Below are 17,895 nucleotides of genomic sequence, written 5' to 3'. Positions count from 1 at the left end.
CCTGATCGCTGCGGAGCGCTGACGGACCTCACACTCGTAATCGACCTCACATCCATGCCTACACCCCCCGGAGGTCCAAGTGCGCACGATCCCCCGACGCCTGTTAGCGCTGTTAGCCGCCTGCGCCGTCGTCCAGTCCCTCGCGACGGCACCCGCGCACGCGCAATCCGAGCCACCACCATCAGTCCCCTCCGCCACCGCCCACGACGACGCGCCTCACGTCCGCAAGTCACGGCTGGACACGGCGGACCGTCCCCCACGCGCAGCCGCCACGGACACCCTGCGCAGGGACTACGACGAGCCGGCCAAGGCCCCGGAACATCCCCGTCCATCTGCCAGGACGCAGACCAAGGCGGCGGCGGCCTGCAACGTCGCCGACTTCACCAGCCGGACGGGAAGCGCCTTGGTGCAGCAGATCAAGGCCAGCACCACCGACTGTGTCAACACGCTGTTCAACCTGACCGGTGGCGACGCCCACAGCGCCTTCCGCGAGGAGCAGATGGCCACCGTCGCCTACGCCCTGCGTGACAACTCCGCCACCTACCCCGGAGACAACACCACCGCCACCGCGCAACTGGTGCTCTACCTGCGCGCCGGTTACTACGTGCAGTGGTACCACCCCACCGACGTCGGCTCCTACGGCCAGGCCCTGACCACGGCGATCCGGTCGGGGCTGGACGCCTTCTTCGCCGCCTCCCGAGCCTGGACGGTCAGCGACGCCAACGGCGAGGTCCTGGCAGAGGCCGTCACCCTGATCGACAGCGCCGGGCAGAACGCGCGCTACCTCTCCGTCGTCAAGCGCCTGCTCGACGGTTACAACAGCTCCTACGACGCCTCGTGGTGGATGCTCAACGCGGTCAACAACGTCTACACCGTCCTGTTCCGCGGTCACCAGGTGCCCGCGTTCGTCAGCGCGGTCCAGGCCGACACCGGCGTGCTGACCACGCTGAAGTCTTTCGCCGTCAATCACCTGGCGCTCCTCGGCACCGACCGCGCCTACCTGACCTCGAACGCGGGCCGTGAGCTCGGCCGCTTCCTGCAGCACTCCGCCCTGCTCGCGACGGTCCGCCCGCAGGTCAAGGAGCTGCTGGGCCGCAGCTCCATCACCGGCCCGACGGCGCCGCTGTGGGTCGGCGTCGCGGAGATGACCGACTCCTACGACAAGGCCGACTGCGCCTACTACGACACCTGCGACCTGCAGCAGCGGCTGGCCTCGAGTGTCCTCCCGATCTCCCACACCTGCAGTTCGAGCATCAAGATCCGGGCGCAGGAGATGACCGCCGGGCAACTGTCCGGCACGTGTTCCAGCCTCGCCGGTCAGGACGCGTTCTTCCACAACCTGGTCAAGGACGGCGGCCCCGTCGCGAACGACAACAACACCACGATCGAGGTGGTGGTCTTCGACTCCAGCGCGGACTACCAGACGTACGCGGGCGTCATGTTCGGCATCGACACCAACAACGGCGGCATGTACCTCGAGGGCGACCCGGCCACCGCCGGGAACCAGCCGCGCTTCATCGCCTACGAGGCCGAGTGGCTGCGTCCCGACTTCCAGATCTGGAACCTCAACCACGAGTACACCCACTACCTCGACGGCCGCTTCGACATGTACGGCGACTTCAACGCCGGGGTCAGCACGCCGACCATCTGGTGGATCGAGGGCTTCGCCGAGTACGTCTCCTACTCCTACCGCAAGGTGACCTACGACGCGGCGATCACCGAGGCGGGCAAGCGCACCTACGCGCTCAGCACGCTGTGGGACACCACCTACTCCCACGACACCACGCGGATCTACCGCTGGGGATACCTGGCGGTGCGGTACCTGTTCGAGCGGCATCCGGCCGACGTGGCGACCGTCCTCGGGTCCTACCGGACGGGCGCCTGGAGCACCGCGAGGTCGTTCCTGACCGGCTCCATCGGAAGTCGCTACGACTCCGACTGGTCCACCTGGCTGGCCGATTGCGCAGCTGGGGCCTGTGCGGGCGGAGGCGGCGGCTCCGCGCCCGAGTGCACCGGCGCCGACATCCGGCAGCTCGACCGCAACTGCAAGCGCGGCAACCTGTCAGCCGCCCAGGGTGACTACGCCTACCTGTACATCTCCCTGCCCGCCGGAGTCTCCAGACTGACCATCACCGCCTCTGGCGGCACCGGCAACGCCGACCTGTACTACAACCCGACGGGCTGGGCCACCACCACCGCCTACGCCCAGCGTTCCGCATCGTCCGGCAACACCGAGACCCTGACCGTCGCCAACCCGCCCGCCGGCTACGTCTACGTCAGCCTCTACGGCGCCGCGGGCTTCTCCGGCGTGACCCTCAAGACCGAGTACTGACGCATTGCCGAGTGTGCCGGGACCGGCGTGCCTCTCCCCGGTCCCGGCCATCCGGGCGTGCTTGACGTGGGCGTGCCACCCTTTGCGACCGGTATGACACGGAATTAACACCTCTCCCGGCAAGCTTCATCGTGACCGGCCGGTCGTCAATGCTCGCTCACTCGGAAAGAGGAACCACATGAGACGCGCGCTTTGCGCCGCCATCGTCGCGGCGGCGGCCTTCGGGGGCACCGCCGCGATGTCCGCTCCGGCCTTCGCGGCAGACCAGCCGGACGGCCCCCTGGTCATCTCCACCGGTCAGCCCGTGCCCGTGCTCGACTGCGCCAAGCCCGTCGACTCGCTCGAGGGTGAGGACTGGCAGGTCATCCCGGCGAACACCGATCCCGGCATGTGCCGGCTGCCCAAGAAGGTGGGGTGCCTGGTCGGCCCCGTCAAGAACCGCGACGGCGGCAAGTGGCACGTCCGTATTCGCGCTGAGAAGGGCGAGATGCGGAAGCTCAACATCCGCGACGAAGAGGGCGTCCCGCACAAGCTCAGCTTCCGGCACAAGGGGGATGCCGAGCGCTTCGCCGTGAAGAACAAGCACGTCATCAGGGTGGTCGGCTGCTCCGCCGAGCGCTGATCGTCCGTTAGGGCCGAGTCGGCCCGTGACGACGAGGCGCAGCCCGCACGCCGGGCTGCGCCTCGTCGCAGGCGACAGCGGCCGGTCGGCAAACTGCCGCATCGCACGTCACGTGCCGCACCCGGATCGCGTGGCGCCGGGGAAGGTCACTGCAGGGCCTTGTCCAGGAGGGTAGGGATGTCGTTGCGGAGGCGGCCCATCGCCTGCTGGGGTGAGTCGGCCAGGACGGCGACGTCGAGACGTCCGGCTCCCTCCATGCATCCGGCGTTGTAGACGATGAGGTCGTCGGGGCCGACGCCGAGGCGGGAGATCAGTTCGCCCAGGTCCGCGTCCTTGAGCCGGTCGTCGTACAGGAAGCCGAACGCGAAGGGACGGTGCGCCCGGCCGTGCACGGCCCGGACCAGGCTGACGACGACCGAGGCGCCGCCCCAGCGGGCGTTGCAGTCGACGCACAGCATCGCCGCGTCTTCGAGGTGGTCGCCGACGAGGATGAAGTCCAGGGAGCACCGGCCGACGTAGCCGAGCAGCTGGAGCAGCCGGGCGAGGGCCAGGCTGTGGGAGCGGAGGCGGGCGTCCACCGGGTGGGGCAGCGACGCGGTGACGCCCCCGCTGAAGCGGGTGCCGAGGGGGTCGGAGAACGTCTGCAGGATGACGCCGTCACAGGTGGGGTCGCCGTGGTGGAGGGGTGGGATCCACAGGTGGACGCTCGGCGAGGCCAGCACCGGCTCCAGCCAGCCGATCACGAGAGCGGGAAGATCGTCGGGTGTGAGGGGGGCGGTAGGAGGGGTGACGAGCGGGGGCGGTGACGTGTCCACCATGTGGAGGCCGAGGCCGGCTGTGGAGGTGGGCACTCTGATCGCCACGTGCCTGGCCGGGAGGTCCGTCAGGGCCTGGGAGAGCTCCCGTTCCGAGCGCGCCACGCGGAAGGGCGGGACGGAGTCCTCTCCTAGGAGCCGTGCGGCCACCGGGAGGAACCAGGTCTTGTCGTTGGCCAGGGCGCACAGGTGGGGTGGTGGGCCGGCGACCGGAAGAGGCGCGCCCGCCGCCCTCGACAGGGCCGTCACCAGGTCCCAGACCGCCTCCGACGCGAGGTACGGCTTGACGTGGAGCCCTCCGGCGCGCGCCCGCTCGACCAGCTCCCGCATGCACGCGTCCGACCTGAGTGTGGACGCGCTCAGCTCCAGACCCGCGCCCGGGTGCAGCCACCGGACCCGCCCGAGGCCCAGCCGGTCCGCGTAGTACTCCTCGAACCCGCGCGGCGGCCGCGGGTTGGCGAGCACGAGGTCGCCGTCCCCGGCTCGGATCCTGGCGCGAAGCTGGAAGCCCTCGGCGGCCGGCAGGCGGTCGATGAGGGGGATGTCCGCGCTGTCCTCCAGCACGACGGCGGGGCCCGGCGCGAGGTGGTCGCGATGCGCGGCCAGGGCGTCGAACTCGGTCCGCAGCTGGGGGTGCTCGTCCGCGAGGGCCTCGGCGAGAGTGGCGGCGTCCATCAGCGATCACACGTCCCGGGTGCAGCCGCAGCGGTGCTCATCAGGTGATCACGCGGGTTGGGTGTGGTGGTGCGCCGGGGCCGGTCCACAGGTTCTCCGCGACGTACACGCGCTTCAGCCAGCGGTCGTGGCTGTCGAAGCCGGCGGCGAAGGCGGGCCGGCCGTGCGCGGTGCGGCGGTTGTCGAGGACGAGGACGTCTCCGGCGTCGAGCGTAACCGGCGTCGCGCACGCTCGCAGGGCGGCGGCCAGGCGGTCGAGCGCCTCCGCGGCCTCGGCCCCGGACGCCGTGGTGTGCCCGGGGTTGCAGTTGACGCGCAGCAGCGGCGCGGAGTCGGGGCCCTGGAGGACGGGCCCGGGCGGGGAGAGCGTGGCGTCCACGAAAGTCGCCGGCGGGCGGAACCGGAACACGGGGAGGCGCAGCTGCTCGCGGTCGGCCACCGTGAGCCGTGCCAGCGCCGCCTCGGCGGTGGCGATCATCGTGGGGACGGCGTCGCCGGGTTGCCGCAGGCAGCCGAGCAGGAGGAAGTCCGGCCTACGAGGGTGGAAGGCGGCCTCCGTGTGCAGGTCGAGTTCCACGCTCGACCCGGCGCTCGACCGGCTGCCGGCGTCGGCCCGCCCAGGGCGGATGTCCTGGACGAGTGCGCCGTCGCGTTCCGCCTGGAAGGCGAAGCACTCGCCGAGCAGCGCCGACAGGCCGAGCAGGAGGCCCTCCATGACCGCCGTGTCGCCGTGGCGGAGGACCAGCCAGGCGTCGGTGGTGCCGTCGGCGAACGCCTTCAGCGGCACGGCCAGGGACGCCATCGCGGCCGCGGTTCGCGCGAGCGAGAGCTGGTCGTCCAGGTCGGAAAGGTCGCGTATCGGGGCCAGGAGGCCGGATAACGAACGCCGTTCTTGCGCGGAGATCCAGTAATTCGCCATGCCCGACTCCCCTGGGAAATGCGATAGTCATAGCGAAGGGTGGCTCTTCACAATGGCATGGGAGGAGACCACTGAGAAGAGCCGTTTCCGAGCCGTCGTTTCCGCCACCGTCCCCCGCCGATCGGAGCGCCAATGACCGGGGTCGCCGAATGCACCGGCCTGTATTTCGCCGGGCTCTACAACTTCGTCGCCGACGAGGAGGGCGTTTCGCGGCCCGCGGCCTTCGCCGCGCTGATGGTCGGCGCGGGCGGCTATTTCGTGCCGGCCCGCCCCGGCGCGGTGCCGCTGCGCGGCGCGGCCGAGGTGGGCGGCCATTTCGAGCGCGCCCAGTCGGATCCGTGGGTGGGGCGCGTGGTGCTGCCGCCGGAGGTCGTGCAGCGGGAGATGGAGCGTTACGTCCGCGACGGCCAGTTCGACCTGGAGTGGGAGCGGCAGCTCAAGGCGTGGCTGCGAGTGCTCAAGACCTATCCTGACCTGTGGATCTCCCTGGACCTTCCGGGCGAGGCGCACTCCGCGGCGACCGTCATCAGCTACTGGACCTACGAGCCCTCGTTCGTGTCCGACGAGGACGACGGCTCGCGGGCGCCCCAGGACGGGCGGTCTCCAGACGAGGCGGCCAGGATCCTGGTGGACGACGTCTATGTCGCCATCGACAACCTGTTCTCGGCCCTGGTGTTCGATCTCGGACAGTTCGCCTATCCGTCCGAAGAACTCCGGAAACTGGCGTTCATTTACGGGGTGCGCGTTCCGGGTCCCGACCGGATCTGGTCCGGCGACCATTCCCGGTTCAAGCCGCTCCTCAGCCGCACACTTCTGGCGGCGCTCAAAGAGACCATTACGGCGACCCGAATCGGCGAGCAGCACGCGTTGCTGTATTCGAGCGGATTCGTGGGAATGACCGGTCAGCCGCGCATGGGGAAAACCCCGGACCTTTTCCTGCTGGTCGCGGACGCGACGCATCCGCACGACGACGAGGTGTCGCTGGAGATATTCCGGTCGCTGGCCGAGCTGCTGCGGCTGTCGTCGTATCTCGGCGCGGTCGGTGAGGCGTACGTGCCGGAGGTGCGGCGGCTGGTCGAGCAGATGGCGGGGAACGCCCGCCAGGTCTCGGGCAAGGCGCAGCAGCTGCTCGTCGACACCAACCTGGCCCGCACGGTGGGGCAGATGAGCGTCCTGGTCGACAGGGAGCAGCTGCTCAGCCGGGACCTGCTCGAACTCTACGAGCGGATCACCGAGATGCGCGGCTACCTGTCGAACTTCTTCGCCTCCGCCGTCAGCGCCAGGCAGCTGGTGCGCACCCTGGAGGACGAGTGGCAGCCGGTGGTGGTGCACGGCCACGAGTCGGTGCTGAGCGCCAGGACGTACCAGGCCGACCGCCTCCTGGAAGACCTGCGCGGGGTGGAGGCCACCCTGGTCCCGATCCTCCAGGAGTTCGAGACGCTGGACGTGTCGACGGTCGGGGCCAGGCAGTCGCTGCGCAGCTCCTACCGGAGCCTGCTCGTGGGCCGGGACAGCGACGAGAACGCCGCCGTCGAGACCTGCTTCGTGCTCATGCCGTTCCGTCCGGAACTCGACGAGATCTACAAGGAGATCGTCCTTCCGCTGTTCGACGAGGCCGGCTTCGGCCTGCGCTGTTACCGGGGCGACGAGATCTTCGGCACCTCGGCCATCATCCAGGACATCTGGCATGCGATCAGGCGGGCCCGGGTCGTCATCGCCGAGCTCACGGGCCGCAACCCGAACGTCCTGTACGAGCTGGGCCTGGCCCACGTCCTGCGCAAGCCGGCGATCCTGCTCACCCAGTCGATGGAGGACGTCCCGTTCGACCTGCGGCACCTGCGCTGCATCCTGTACTCGCTCGGCCCGGCGGGGCTGCGCAAGCTCAAGTCCGACCTCGACGGCACGGTGCGGCAGGTGCTGGCGAGCGGGGCCCGCGAGGTGGCCCTGTTCGAGAACTGAGCCCTGTTCGGGAACCGAGTCAGCCGGGCTCGCCGATGCGCCGGTTGGGGCCGGAGTCGTGGGCCGCGCGCAGGTCCAGGACGCCGGCGGCGTCGGCGCAGTATCGGACGAGCCGCTCCAGGCCGATGCCGAAGCCCGCGGTCTGCACGCCGGCGCGCTCCTTCCATTCGGCGTAGGCCCGGTTGGGTTCGCCGCCGAGCCGCTCGGACTGTTCGGCGATCTCCGCCGCGCTCTGCGGCCTGACCCCGCCGGTGGCCAGTTCGCCGTGCCTGCCGGGGAGCATGAGGTCGTAGGTCTCCTGCAGCCCGTCGGCGCCCAGGTGGTAGAGGGAGTCGCGGACGCCGAGCGGGTAGCGGTAGATCCAGAACGGGGAGGCGAAGTGGCCGGTGAGGGTGCGTTCCTCGTCGCCGGTCAGGTCGGCGGTGCGGGGTTCGTCGGGTTTGCGGCCCGCGAGGTCGAGCGCGTCGGCGAAGGGGACGCGGGGGTAGGGGGTGGCCCGCAGCCCGGCCAGCCGCCCGCGCGCGGCTTCGTCGCCCAGGGCCTGGTCCAGGTGACGGGAGAACGCGCTGAGGATGCTCTCGCCGACGGTGAAGACCTCGTCCATGTCGGAGGTGCGCCATTCGATCTCCACCTGGAAGAACGTGTAGAGGTGCTTGCCGGACACGTCCTCGTCGTCCATGAGCAGCCGCACGCAGGGGGCCAGGCAGTAGACCCGGTCGGCGTGCTCCAGGGCCATCTGCTTCTCCACCGCGTGGCTGACAGGCAGGTAGTACGCCCATTTCCCGGACACCACGACCTGGCCGTCCACCGTCTCCACCGCGGGTCTGGCCCTGTCTCCCATGACGGCGATCGTGTGCCGGGCGCCCGGTTCGGCCCTGGCGGACAGCACGGCGGGGAGGATCTCCAGGAAGCCGTGGTCGAGCAGGCTGCGGCGGAGCGACTGCAGGACCAGGCCGGTCCACTGGTAGGTCTGCGCTGGCGTGAGGCTCACTACGGCTCCAAGGTCGCGGGGTCGATGACGCGGAGGCGCGGGTCGTCCATCGGGTGGCCGAGCCTCCGTACGAGGTCGGAGGTGCCGCCTGGGCCGTCTCCCTCCTTTCCGTCCCAGACGACGAGCGCGAAGGGGTCGGGGTCGAGGTCGCGGGCCGTCTCGACCATCCACTGGTTGGCCCGCGCGAACACCTCGTCGCCCGCGACTGCCCGGCCGGGCAGCACGCGGACGTCGGCGCGCGGGAGCAGGCGGTGGAAGCGGTCCAGCCAGTCGGTGCCGAGCAGCTCGACCGACCGCCGTTCCAGCTCCTTGACGGGCAGGGCGAGGCAGAGGACGAGGTGGGCCCCCCGGAGCACGCCCTGCTCCGCGCCGATGATGTCGGCGCCGCGCGCGCCTCCGGTGATCACCGTGGTTCCCGGGCCGATCGCCCACCCGTCGAGGACGGCGCTCATCTCGTCGCGGACGCGGGACGCGAGCCGCTGCGGGAAGCGCTCGGCGGGCCTGCCGGGGGCGTCGACCAGGTGACCGCTGATCAGGAGGGCACGAGGTGGTGCCGCCATTGCTGTCTCCCCGCTCGCGCCGGACCACCTCAATGTAGGAAAAGCCGTGGCCCTCATCAAGAGCGGCTGGTCAGGCGGTACGTTGCCGCCCATGACCGATAACCGCATGCCCCCCGTTTTCAGTGGCGACGAGCGCACCGTCCTGAACAGTTGGCTCGAATGGCATCGGGCGACCCTTGCCGTCAAGTGCGCGGGGCTGTCCGACGAGCAGCTGCGCGAGCGTGCCGTGCCGCCGTCGAACCTGTCGTTGCTCGGGCTGGTCCGGCACATGGCGCACGTGGAGCGGGCCTGGTTCCGGCGGAACATCGCCGACGAGGACATCCCTCTGCTGTACGGCAAGGAGACCAACCCTGACGCGGACTTCGAGGAGGTCGACACGGCCTCGGTCGAGGAGGCGTTCGCCACCTGGCAGGACGAGATGGAGCGCGCCCGGAAGATCTCGGCCGAGCTGCCGCTGGACGCCATGGCCAAGCGGCAGCGCGACGGTCAGGACGTCTCCCACCGCCGGATCCTCGTCCACCTGATCCAGGAGTACGCCCGGCACAACGGCCAGGCCGACCTGCTGCGCGAGCGCATCGACGGTGTGACGGGCGAGTAGCCGACCGGCCCCGGGCCGCGTGTTCCACCCTCCCTCCCCACTAATCCTACTTTTTAGGTAGGTTATAGTGGATTCCGAGCAAGGGACGACTGTTCACGAAGGGCTACCCCCATGTCTTCACCCAGACCGCGGTCCAAGCTGGGAGCGAGCCTCGCCGGGCTCGCCGTCGTGGGGCTCCTCGGCGCCTGTGGCGGCGGACCATCAGGCTCGGCGCAGGCGGCGAGCCAACCGGTTCACGGCGGCACCCTGACCTATCTCGAACACCAGCCTCCGACCTGCCTCTACCTGCCCGCGGCCGGCTTCTATCCGAACGGCGGCGTGCTCAACCAGCTCACCGACAAGCTCACCTGGCAGGACCCGAAGACGCTGGAGATCCACCCGTGGATCGCCACCAAGTGGGAGATCGCCAAGAACGCCACCGAGTACACCTTCCATCTGCGCGAGGGCGTGACGTTCAGCGACGGCAGCCCACTCGACGCCGCGGCCGTCGCCGCCAACTTCGACGTGTACGGCAAGGGCGACACCGCGCTCAAGCTCCCCCCGGCCGAGTTCGTCAACAACTACGAGCGCAGCGAGGTCGTCGACCCCCACACCGTCAGGTTCCACTTCGACAAGCCGTCGCCCGGCTTCCTCCAGGGCACCTCGGTCATCGGCGCGGGGCTGGTGTCGAAGAAGACGCTCTCGCTGCCGTACGAGGAGCAGTGCCAGCTGAAGAACGTGATCGGCTCGGGCCCGTTCACGGTGGAGAAGCAGGTCGTCGACAAGGAGATCGACCTGGCCGCCCGCAAGGACTACAACTGGGCCCCGCCGGCCTCGCAGCACCAGGGCAGGGCGTACCTCGACAAGATCAAGATCATCGTGACGCCCGAGGACAACGTGCGCGTGGGCGCGCTCACGTCCGGCCAGGCCGACTTCGTGCGGTACGTCCAGGCGTACGACGAGAAGACGGTGAAGGACGCCGGCTTCACCATCTACGCCGAGCCGACCAGAGGCGTGAACAACGGCCTCTACCTCCGCCCCGGCAACAGCATCCTGCGCGACCTCGACGTCCGCAAGGCGCTCCAGGCGGGCACGAACGCCAAGGAGGTCGTCGACACCCTGTTCACGGCGAGCTACCCGGTCGCCACCTCCGTGCTCAGCCACCTCGCCCAGGGCTACGTGGACCTGTCCAAGGAGCTCGCCTACGACCCCGGCACGGCGAACGCGCTGCTCGACAAGGCCGGATGGGTGCGCGGCAGCGACGGCGTCCGCGAGAAGGACGGCAGGAAGCTCCAGCTCGGCGTCTTCGTCTCCGGGCCGCAGCCGCTGTCGAAGCAGACCCTCGAACTCGTCGCCCAGCAGTGGGCCAAGATCGGCGTGAAGCTGGAGATCAGGCCGGCCGACTCGGGCACCCAGGCGGTGGACATCAAGAACGCCGAGAAGACCGCCATCGCCCACAGCATGGTCGGCCGCGCCGACCAGGACGTGATCAAGAGCCACTTCCACAGCAAGAACCGCGACGTCATCCTCTCGACCGACAAGAAGCTCGACACGCTGCTGGAGGAGGAGTCCGCCGAACCCGACAACGCCCAGCGCAACACCAAGGTCGGCGAGATCGAGCGGTACGTGGTCGACCAGGGCTACGCGATCCCGCTGTTCGAGGAGCCCCAGGTGTACGGGGCCGCGCCGTACGTGCACGGCGTCGACTTCGAGGCGGTGGCCAGGCCGTCGTTCTACTCGGTCTGGCTGTCGAACCGGTGACCGGCTACCTGCTGCGGCGGGTCGGGCAGGCGGCCCTCGTGCTCTGGGTCGCCTTCACCGCCGGCTACGTGCTCCTCCAACTGCTGCCAGGCGACTCCATCCTGATCAAGTTCCAGAACCCGGAGCTGGGCCTGTCGCCGCAGCAGATCGCGGACATCCGGACGTACTACGGCGGCGGCCTGTCGCCCGTCGCCGGCTACCTGCACACCCTGCTCGGCTTCCTGAGCGGCGGCTTCGGCTACTCCATCGACACCGGCACCCCGGTGGTCGAGCGGCTGGCCGAGGCGCTGCCGGAGACGGCCAAGCTGGCCTCCGCCGCCTTCCTGCTCGCCGTGCTGATCGCGGTGGTCATCGCGCTCGCGGCCGGTTACAGCCGCACGTCCTGGCTGCGCGGAGCGCTGCTGTCGATGCCGTCGCTGTTCATCTCGGTTCCGGCGTTCTGGCTCGGCATCCTGCTCATCCAGGTCTTCTCGTTCCGGCTCAAGCTCGTGCCGGTCATCGGCGGGAGCGCGACGCAGCAGCTCATCCTGCCCGTGCTGACCCTGGCCGTGCCGATCTCCGCGCCGATCGCGCAGGTGCTGGCCCGCGGCATCGACCAGGTCCACACCCAGCCGTTCGTGCCGGTGGTCGCGGCCAAGGGGGCGTCGCGCTGGTGGATCCTGTGGCGGCACGTGGCGCGCAACGCGCTGCTGCCGACGCTGACCGTCGCCGGGCTGACGTTCGGCGAGCTGATCGCGGGGTCGGTCGTCACCGAGACCGTCTTCGGCCGCAACGGCATCGGACGGCTGACGGAGCAGGCAGTCAACGCCCAGGACACGCCGGTGATGCTGGCCGTCGTGGTGCTCGCCACCACCGTGTTCGTCCTCGTCAACCTGGTCGTGGACGTGCTGTTCCCGCTCCTCGACCCGCGGCTGAAGGCGGCGGCGTGAGAGTCCTGTCCTGGATCGTGATCGCCGTCGTGGTGCTCTGGGCCGCCGTCCCCAGCGTCTTCACCGGGTACGACCCGATCGCGGGCGTCCCGGCCGAGAAGCTCCAGCCGCCCAGCGCCGAGCACCTGTTCGGCACCGACGCTGTCGGCCGCGACCTGTTCGCCAGGGTCGTGCACGGCTCGGTGCACTCGCTGACCGGGGCGTTCGTCGCGGTCGCCGTGGGGCTGCTGGTCGGCACGCTGCTCGGGCTGCTGGCGGGCGCGGTGGGCGGCCTGCTGGACGAGGCCGTCATGCGCGTGGTCGACGTCCTGCTGTCGGTCCCCGCCCTGTTGCTGGCGCTGACCGTGATCATCCTGCTCGGCCCCGGCACGGTCAACGTGGCGATCGCGGTGGGCATCGGCTCGGTGGCGGCGTTCGCCCGGCTGTCCCGTGCCGAGGTCGTCCGGGTGCGGCAGGCCGACTACGTGGAGGCGGCGTTCGGCAGCGGCGGACGGTTCACCGCCGTGCTGTGGAGACACGTGCTGCCCAACTCGCTCGGCCCGGTGATCGCGCTGGCCGCCCTCCAGTTCGGCGTGGCCATCCTGGCCATCTCCACGCTCGGCTTCCTCGGGTACGGCGCTGAGCCGCCCACCCCCGAGTGGGGGCTGCTGATCTCGGAGGGCCGCAACTATCTGGCCACGTCCTGGTGGCTGACCACGCTGCCGGGGACCGTGGTGGTGGCGGTCGTGCTCGCCGCCGGCCGCATCAGCCGCTCGATCGGAAGGGAGCGGGCATGAGCCTGCTGGAGGTGGACGACCTCGCCGTTTCCTACGGCGGGAGGCGGGCGGTCGAGGGCATCTCCTTCACCGTCGAGCCGGGCGAGGTGGTGGCGGTCGTCGGCGAGTCCGGCTCGGGCAAGACGACCACCGCGCACGCCGTCATCGGCCTGTTGCCGTCCAACGGCACGATCGACCGGGGCCGGATCCTGCTCGGCGGCACCGACATCGCGACCTGGTCCTCCCGCCGCATGGAGTCGGTCCGTGGCGCCAGGATCGGCCTGATCCCCCAGGACCCGTCCAACTCGCTGGACCCGGTCAAGACCGTCGGCGCGCAGATCGGCGAGGTGCTGCGCATCCACCGGCGCGGTGACCGGCGGGCGATCGCGCGGCGCGTCCTGGACCTGCTGGCCCGCGTCGGGCTGCCCGAGCCCGAGGTGCGCGCCCGCCAGTACCCGCACGAGCTGTCGGGCGGGATGCGGCAGCGGGTGCTCATCGCCATCGCGATCGCGCTCGAACCCGAGCTGGTCATCGCCGACGAGCCGACCAGCGCGCTGGACGTCACCGTCCAGCGGCGCATCCTGGACCTCGTCGACGACCTGCGCGCCGAGTTCGGGACGGCGGTGCTGCTCGTCACGCACGACCTGGGCGTGGCCGCCGGCCGCTCCGACCGGCTGGTCGTGATGCGCGACGGCGGCATCGAGGAGCAGGGCGGCACCCGCGAGGTCCTGGCGGCCCCCGCCGCCGCCTACACCAGGCGCCTCCTGGACGACGCCCCCGCCCTGACCGCCCGCGAGTTCCGCACACCGCCGGACACCGAACCCGTGATCGTCGCCCGCGACCTGGTCAAGGAGTTCCGCGTGGGCAGGCGGCCCTTCCGCGCCGTCGACGGCGTCTCCTTCGAGGTGCGGCGCGGCAGCACGCACGCGCTCGTCGGCGAGTCGGGGTCGGGCAAGACGACCACGGCCCGCATGGTCGCCCGTTTCGCCCGACCGACCCGGGGAACGGTGACCGTCGCCGGGGCGGGGGCCGACCGCGAGTTCCGCCGTCGCGTCCAGCTCGTCTACCAGAACCCTTACGGCTCGCTCGACCCTCGGCAGTCGATCGCGCAGATCGTGGAGGAGCCGCTGCGCAACTTCCGCCTGGGCGACAGGGACGCCCGCCGCGCCCGGGTCAGGGACCTCGTCGGGCGGGTCGCGCTGCCACCGGACGTGCTCGGCCGCAGGCCGCACGAGCTGTCCGGCGGGCAGCGGCAGCGGGTGGCGATCGCCCGCGCGCTGGCCCTGGACCCCGAGGTGGTGGTGCTCGACGAGGCGGTCTCGGCGCTCGACGTGACCGTGCAGGCGCAGATCCTCGACCTGCTGGAAGAGCTCCAGCGCGACCTCGGCCTGACCTACCTGTTCATCTCGCACGATCTCGCCGTGGTGCGGCAGATCTCGCACACCGTTTCCGTCATGAAAAAGGGACGCATAGTGGAATTCGGAACCACCCAGCAGGTCTTCACCGACCCGCGCCACGAGTACACCCGCGAGCTGCTCGCCGCCATCCCGGAGCCGGTGCGATGACCCGCCGCCGGCTCGGGTTCTTCACCAGGCTGCTCGACGACGTCCCGGCGGGCGAGAGGTACCGGCTCGCCGCCGAGCAGATCCGGCACGCCGAGGACGCCGGGTTCGACTCGGCCTGGGTGGCCCAGCACCACTTCGACGGCGAGGAGGGCGGGCTGCCCGCGCCGCTGGTGTTCCTCGCCCACGTGGCGGCCCGGACGAGCCGCATCCGGCTCGGCACCGGCATCATCACGCTGCCTCTCGAACACCCGGTACGGGTGGCGGAGGACACCGCCGTGCTCGACCTGCTGACCGGCGGCCGCCTGGAGGTGGGGGTCGGCAGCGGCGGCACGCCCTCGTCGTTCGCCGCGTTCGGCCACGACAGCGCGCGCCGCTCGGAGATCTACGCCGAGCACCTCGCGACCCTCCTCGACGCGTGGTCCGGACGGGACCTCGGCGGCGGCAACCGGCTCTACCCGGCCGCGCCGCGCCTGCTCGACGCGGTCTGGGAGGCCACCTTCTCGGTGAGCGGCGGCGCCCGCGCGGGCCGGGCGGGCAACGGGCTGATGCTGTCGCGCACCCAGCCGCGCCCGGCGGACGACCCGCAGGCGACGCTGGCCGACATCCAGCGGCCCATCGTGGACGCGTACTACGACAACCTGCCCTCGGGAGCCACGCCGCGGATCATGGCCTCGCGCACCGCGTTCGTGGCCGACAGCAGGGCCGACGCGCTGCGCTACGCCGAACTGGGCCTGGGCCGCGGACGGCTGCCGTTCGAGCTGCCCGACAGCGGCCTCGACCAGCGCATCACCGCGTTCGACGTGCACCTCGGCACGCCGCAGGACGTCGTCGAGAGCCTGCTCGCCGACCCCACCCTCGACCGGGTGACCGACCTGGTCTTCCAGGTGCACTCGGTCGACCCGCCGCACCCTCTCATCCTGCGCTCGATCGAGCTGCTCGCGACCGAGGTCGCGCCCGCGCTCGGCTGGGTCCCCTCCACCGAATCGAGCACCGAATTGAGCACCGAATTGAGCACTGAATTGAGAACCACGTGACCGACGTCATCGACCGCCTGGCCGGGATCGTCCCCGGCTCGCACCTCGACCGGCTGCGCGACGAGCGCCCAGACGCCCGCGAGCATGCCCAGCGTAGCTTCGACGCGCTGTTCGCCCCCGACTCCGAGGACGAGGCGACCCTCGTCGAACGCGACGCGGTCGCGGCGTTCGTGACCGGGCTGCACGGCGACGCCGTGGTGGCCGCCTTCTACGCCGACCGGCTCGCCGAGCTCGCGCCGGGGCTGCTCGAGGCCGTCCACACGGAGATCGCGGCCGGCAGCACGACGGGCCCCTACGGCGTCTACCCGGCGGACGGGCCGCTGGCCGCCGAGAGCGACGAGGGCCTGCGCTACCGTCCCGGCGACCCGGACGCGCTCGGCGGGCGGCTCGCCGCCGCGTTCGAGCACGCGCACCTGCTCGTCTTCCGCCCGCGCGAGGCCGGCCGCCAGGCGCTTCTGGCACTCGCGGAGGCGGGCTGGAGCACCACGGGCATCGTGACGCTCTCCCAGCTCGTCGCCTTCCTCAGCTTCCAGGTACGGGTGGTCGCCGGGCTGCGGCTGCTCGGCGCCGCCCAGAAGGGATCACCGTCATGACCGGCTTCACCCAGGAGCAGCTCGGCTGGACACCGTGGCTGGAGCCGCTGGCCGAGCACGAGCTGACCGACGAGCACTGGGAGGCGCTGGTCGACAGGGCCCGCGCCGGCTCGCCGTACTTCCTGCTGCTCGCCCGCGACCCGCAGATCCTGCACGCGCGGACCAAGACCGACAACGACATCTTCTCCAACGCCAAGGGCGGGCTGCCACGCGCGGAGCGCGAGCTGGCGGCGACGGCGACCTCGCGCCGCAACGGGTGCGTCTTCTGCGCGTCGGTGCACGCCAGGTTCGCCTCCCACTACTCCAAGCGCCCCGACGACGTGCGTCGGCTGCTCGACGAGGGCGTCGACGCGCCCCAGGACGGACGGTGGCGGGCCGTCGTCGACGCCTCGGTGGCGCTGGCGGCGACCCCAGGCCAGCTGGGCGAGGCGCACATCGAGGCGCTGCGCGCCGCCGGGCTGGACGATCTGGCGATCAGCGACACGCTGCATGCCGCCGCGTTCTTCAACTGGGCCAACCGGCTCATGCTCTCGCTCGGGGAACCGACAGAGCCGACAGCAGGAAAGGCGTCCAAGTGACCGACCCACGCGCCGACCAGCGGAAGGACAGCCGAGTGATCGACCCGCAGCTCGACCATCTCGTCTACGCGGTGCCCGACCTGGAGGCCGGGGTGGCCGAGTTCGCCCGGCGCACCGGCGTCACCCCGGTCGCCGGGGGCAGGCATCCCGGCGGCACCGCCAACTACCTCGTCGGCTTCGGCCCGACGGCGTACCTGGAGATCATCGGGCCGGACCCCGCCGCGGCGCCCGGCACCCGTCCCCGCGCCTTCGGTCTGGAGACGCTCACGGAGCCGCGCCTGGCCGCGTGGGCCGTCCACCCTGACGACCTCGACGCGTCGGTGCGGCAGGCCCGCGAGCGCGGCTACGACCCGGGGGACGTGGCCCCGCTGTCGCGGCGCACCCCCGCCGGGACGCTGCTGGAATGGCGGCTCACCCGGCGCGAGGACCCCGCGCGGGTCCGGCCGGTGCCGTTCCTCATCGACTGGGGCGCCACCGCCCATCCCGCCGCCTCCGGCCTGCCGCGGCTGGGCCTGACCTCGCTGTCCGCGTCCCATCCCGACCCCGCCGCGCTGCGGCGCGACCTGGCGGCGCTCGGCGTCGAGCTGGACGTCGTGGAAGGGGCCGAGATCGAGCTGCGCGCCGAGCTGGAGACCCCGCTCGGCACCGTCACCCTGCGCTGAGGAGAAGCATGAGCACCCTTCGCGAGTACCTGTCGCACAAGCGCGCGGCCCTGCTGGCCAGGCACGAGACGCCCAGCAGCGGCCCGGTGCCGCTGCACGCCCACGTCACGGCCGAGGGCCGCAGCGGCGTCCGGCGCATCCGGATCAGGGACTTCCAGATCATCAGCGACAGCGCCCCCGACTTCGCCGGGTACGACCTCGGCCCCGGCTCACCCGAGCTGCAGGCGGGCGTGCTGGGCAGCTGCGTCACGCACATCTTCCTGATCAAGGCGGCCGAGCTGGAGGTGCCGGTCGACTCGCTGGAGGTGGACGTCCGGGCCGAGTACGACCCGCGCGCCCAGCAGCCCGGCGAGACCGGCGTCCCCGTGTACCCGCAGAACTTCCGCTACGAGGTGCTGCTCGACTCGCCCGCCTCCGACGAGGAGCTGGCCAGGCTGCACGCCGAGGTCGAGCGGGTCTGCCCGATCCTGAACCTGATCCGCTCCCCGCAGGAGATCAGCGGTTCGATCGTCCGGGTCGGCGGCGGCCACCCCGTGGCCGCCGGCCTGGAAGGGCGGCCGTCATGACC

17 protein-coding genes are annotated in these 17,895 nt (G+C 71.1%); 13 read left to right on the top strand and 4 right to left on the bottom strand.

Annotated features, from left to right (window positions below; translation table 11 throughout):
• Nucleotides 1-79: 79 nt before the first annotated feature.
• Nucleotides 80-2,332 (top strand): M9 family metallopeptidase, encoded by a 2,253-nt coding sequence (locus ABT294_RS36560; protein WP_350810938.1) that lies wholly within the window; start codon nt 80-82, stop codon nt 2,330-2,332.
• A 178-nt stretch (nt 2,333-2,510) separates the two neighbouring features.
• Nucleotides 2,511-2,954, top strand: coding sequence for a hypothetical protein (locus tag ABT294_RS36555; RefSeq protein ID WP_350810936.1), 444 nt, complete (start codon nt 2,511-2,513; stop codon nt 2,952-2,954).
• 146 nt (nt 2,955-3,100) lie between these two features.
• On the opposite strand, the gene ABT294_RS36550 is transcribed toward ABT294_RS36555, so the two are convergent.
• Entirely contained in the window at nt 3,101-4,444 is a 1,344-nt protein-coding gene (locus ABT294_RS36550) for a preATP grasp domain-containing protein (protein WP_350810935.1), read from the bottom strand.
• A gap of 40 nt (nt 4,445-4,484) precedes the next feature.
• Complete coding sequence (locus tag ABT294_RS36545) at nt 4,485-5,363, bottom strand: TauD/TfdA family dioxygenase (RefSeq protein WP_350810934.1); 879 nt, start codon at nt 5,361-5,363, stop codon at nt 4,485-4,487.
• Between the two features lie 132 nt (nt 5,364-5,495).
• Between ABT294_RS36545 and ABT294_RS36540 the strand changes: the two genes are divergently transcribed.
• Complete coding sequence (locus ABT294_RS36540) at nt 5,496-7,322, top strand: hypothetical protein (RefSeq protein ID WP_350810932.1); 1,827 nt, start codon at nt 5,496-5,498, stop codon at nt 7,320-7,322.
• A 19-nt stretch (nt 7,323-7,341) separates the two neighbouring features.
• On the opposite strand, the gene ABT294_RS36535 is transcribed toward ABT294_RS36540, so the two are convergent.
• On the bottom strand, nt 7,342-8,313 hold the full coding sequence (locus tag ABT294_RS36535; RefSeq protein ID WP_350810931.1) for an amino acid--tRNA ligase-related protein: 972 nt from the start codon (nt 8,311-8,313) through the stop codon (nt 7,342-7,344).
• Nucleotides 8,313-8,873 (bottom strand): hypothetical protein, encoded by a 561-nt coding sequence (locus ABT294_RS36530; RefSeq protein WP_350810930.1) that lies wholly within the window; start codon nt 8,871-8,873, stop codon nt 8,313-8,315. The genes ABT294_RS36535 and ABT294_RS36530 overlap by 1 nt, the downstream gene beginning before the upstream one ends.
• A gap of 91 nt (nt 8,874-8,964) precedes the next feature.
• On the opposite strand from ABT294_RS36530, the gene ABT294_RS36525 reads away from it, so the two are divergent.
• The 10 genes from ABT294_RS36525 to ABT294_RS36480 all read left to right on the top strand — a co-directional run bounded on the left by ABT294_RS36525 (nt 8,965) and on the right by ABT294_RS36480 (nt 17,893).
• Nucleotides 8,965-9,471: a DinB family protein gene (locus ABT294_RS36525; protein ID WP_350810929.1), complete on the top strand. Its 507-nt coding sequence runs from the start codon at nt 8,965-8,967 to the stop codon at nt 9,469-9,471.
• 111 nt (nt 9,472-9,582) lie between these two features.
• Nucleotides 9,583-11,211, top strand: a complete 1,629-nt coding sequence (locus tag ABT294_RS36520; RefSeq protein WP_350810927.1) for a TIGR04028 family ABC transporter substrate-binding protein — start codon at nt 9,583-9,585, stop codon at nt 11,209-11,211.
• Nucleotides 11,208-12,140, top strand: coding sequence for an ABC transporter permease (locus ABT294_RS36515; protein WP_350810925.1), 933 nt, complete (start codon nt 11,208-11,210; stop codon nt 12,138-12,140). Before ABT294_RS36520 ends, ABT294_RS36515 begins: the two co-directional genes overlap by 4 nt.
• A complete protein-coding gene (locus ABT294_RS36510) occupies nt 12,137-12,916 on the top strand; it encodes an ABC transporter permease (protein ID WP_350810924.1) in 780 nt (259 codons plus the stop codon). The genes ABT294_RS36515 and ABT294_RS36510 overlap by 4 nt, the downstream gene beginning before the upstream one ends.
• A complete protein-coding gene (locus ABT294_RS36505; RefSeq protein WP_350810922.1) occupies nt 12,913-14,460 on the top strand; it encodes a dipeptide ABC transporter ATP-binding protein in 1,548 nt (515 codons plus the stop codon). Before ABT294_RS36510 ends, ABT294_RS36505 begins: the two co-directional genes overlap by 4 nt.
• Complete coding sequence (locus ABT294_RS36500; protein WP_350810921.1) at nt 14,457-15,494, top strand: putative FMN-dependent luciferase-like monooxygenase; 1,038 nt, start codon at nt 14,457-14,459, stop codon at nt 15,492-15,494. Before ABT294_RS36505 ends, ABT294_RS36500 begins: the two co-directional genes overlap by 4 nt.
• Entirely contained in the window at nt 15,491-16,087 is a 597-nt protein-coding gene (locus ABT294_RS36495; protein ID WP_350810919.1) for a CMD domain protein, read from the top strand. Before ABT294_RS36500 ends, ABT294_RS36495 begins: the two co-directional genes overlap by 4 nt.
• Complete coding sequence (locus tag ABT294_RS36490; RefSeq protein WP_350810917.1) at nt 16,084-16,665, top strand: alkylhydroperoxidase domain protein; 582 nt, start codon at nt 16,084-16,086, stop codon at nt 16,663-16,665. The genes ABT294_RS36495 and ABT294_RS36490 overlap by 4 nt, the downstream gene beginning before the upstream one ends.
• Nucleotides 16,662-17,327 (top strand): VOC family protein, encoded by a 666-nt coding sequence (locus tag ABT294_RS36485; RefSeq protein ID WP_350810916.1) that lies wholly within the window; start codon nt 16,662-16,664, stop codon nt 17,325-17,327. Before ABT294_RS36490 ends, ABT294_RS36485 begins: the two co-directional genes overlap by 4 nt.
• A gap of 8 nt (nt 17,328-17,335) precedes the next feature.
• Nucleotides 17,336-17,893, top strand: coding sequence for an OsmC family protein (locus ABT294_RS36480; RefSeq protein WP_350810915.1), 558 nt, complete (start codon nt 17,336-17,338; stop codon nt 17,891-17,893).
• Nucleotides 17,894-17,895: the final 2 nt, after the last annotated feature.

It is taken from the genome of Nonomuraea sp. NPDC000554 (assembly GCF_040300065.1).
Classification (GTDB): domain Bacteria; phylum Actinomycetota; class Actinomycetes; order Streptosporangiales; family Streptosporangiaceae; genus Nonomuraea.
This window is presented reverse-complemented; position numbering and strand designations above follow the sequence as displayed.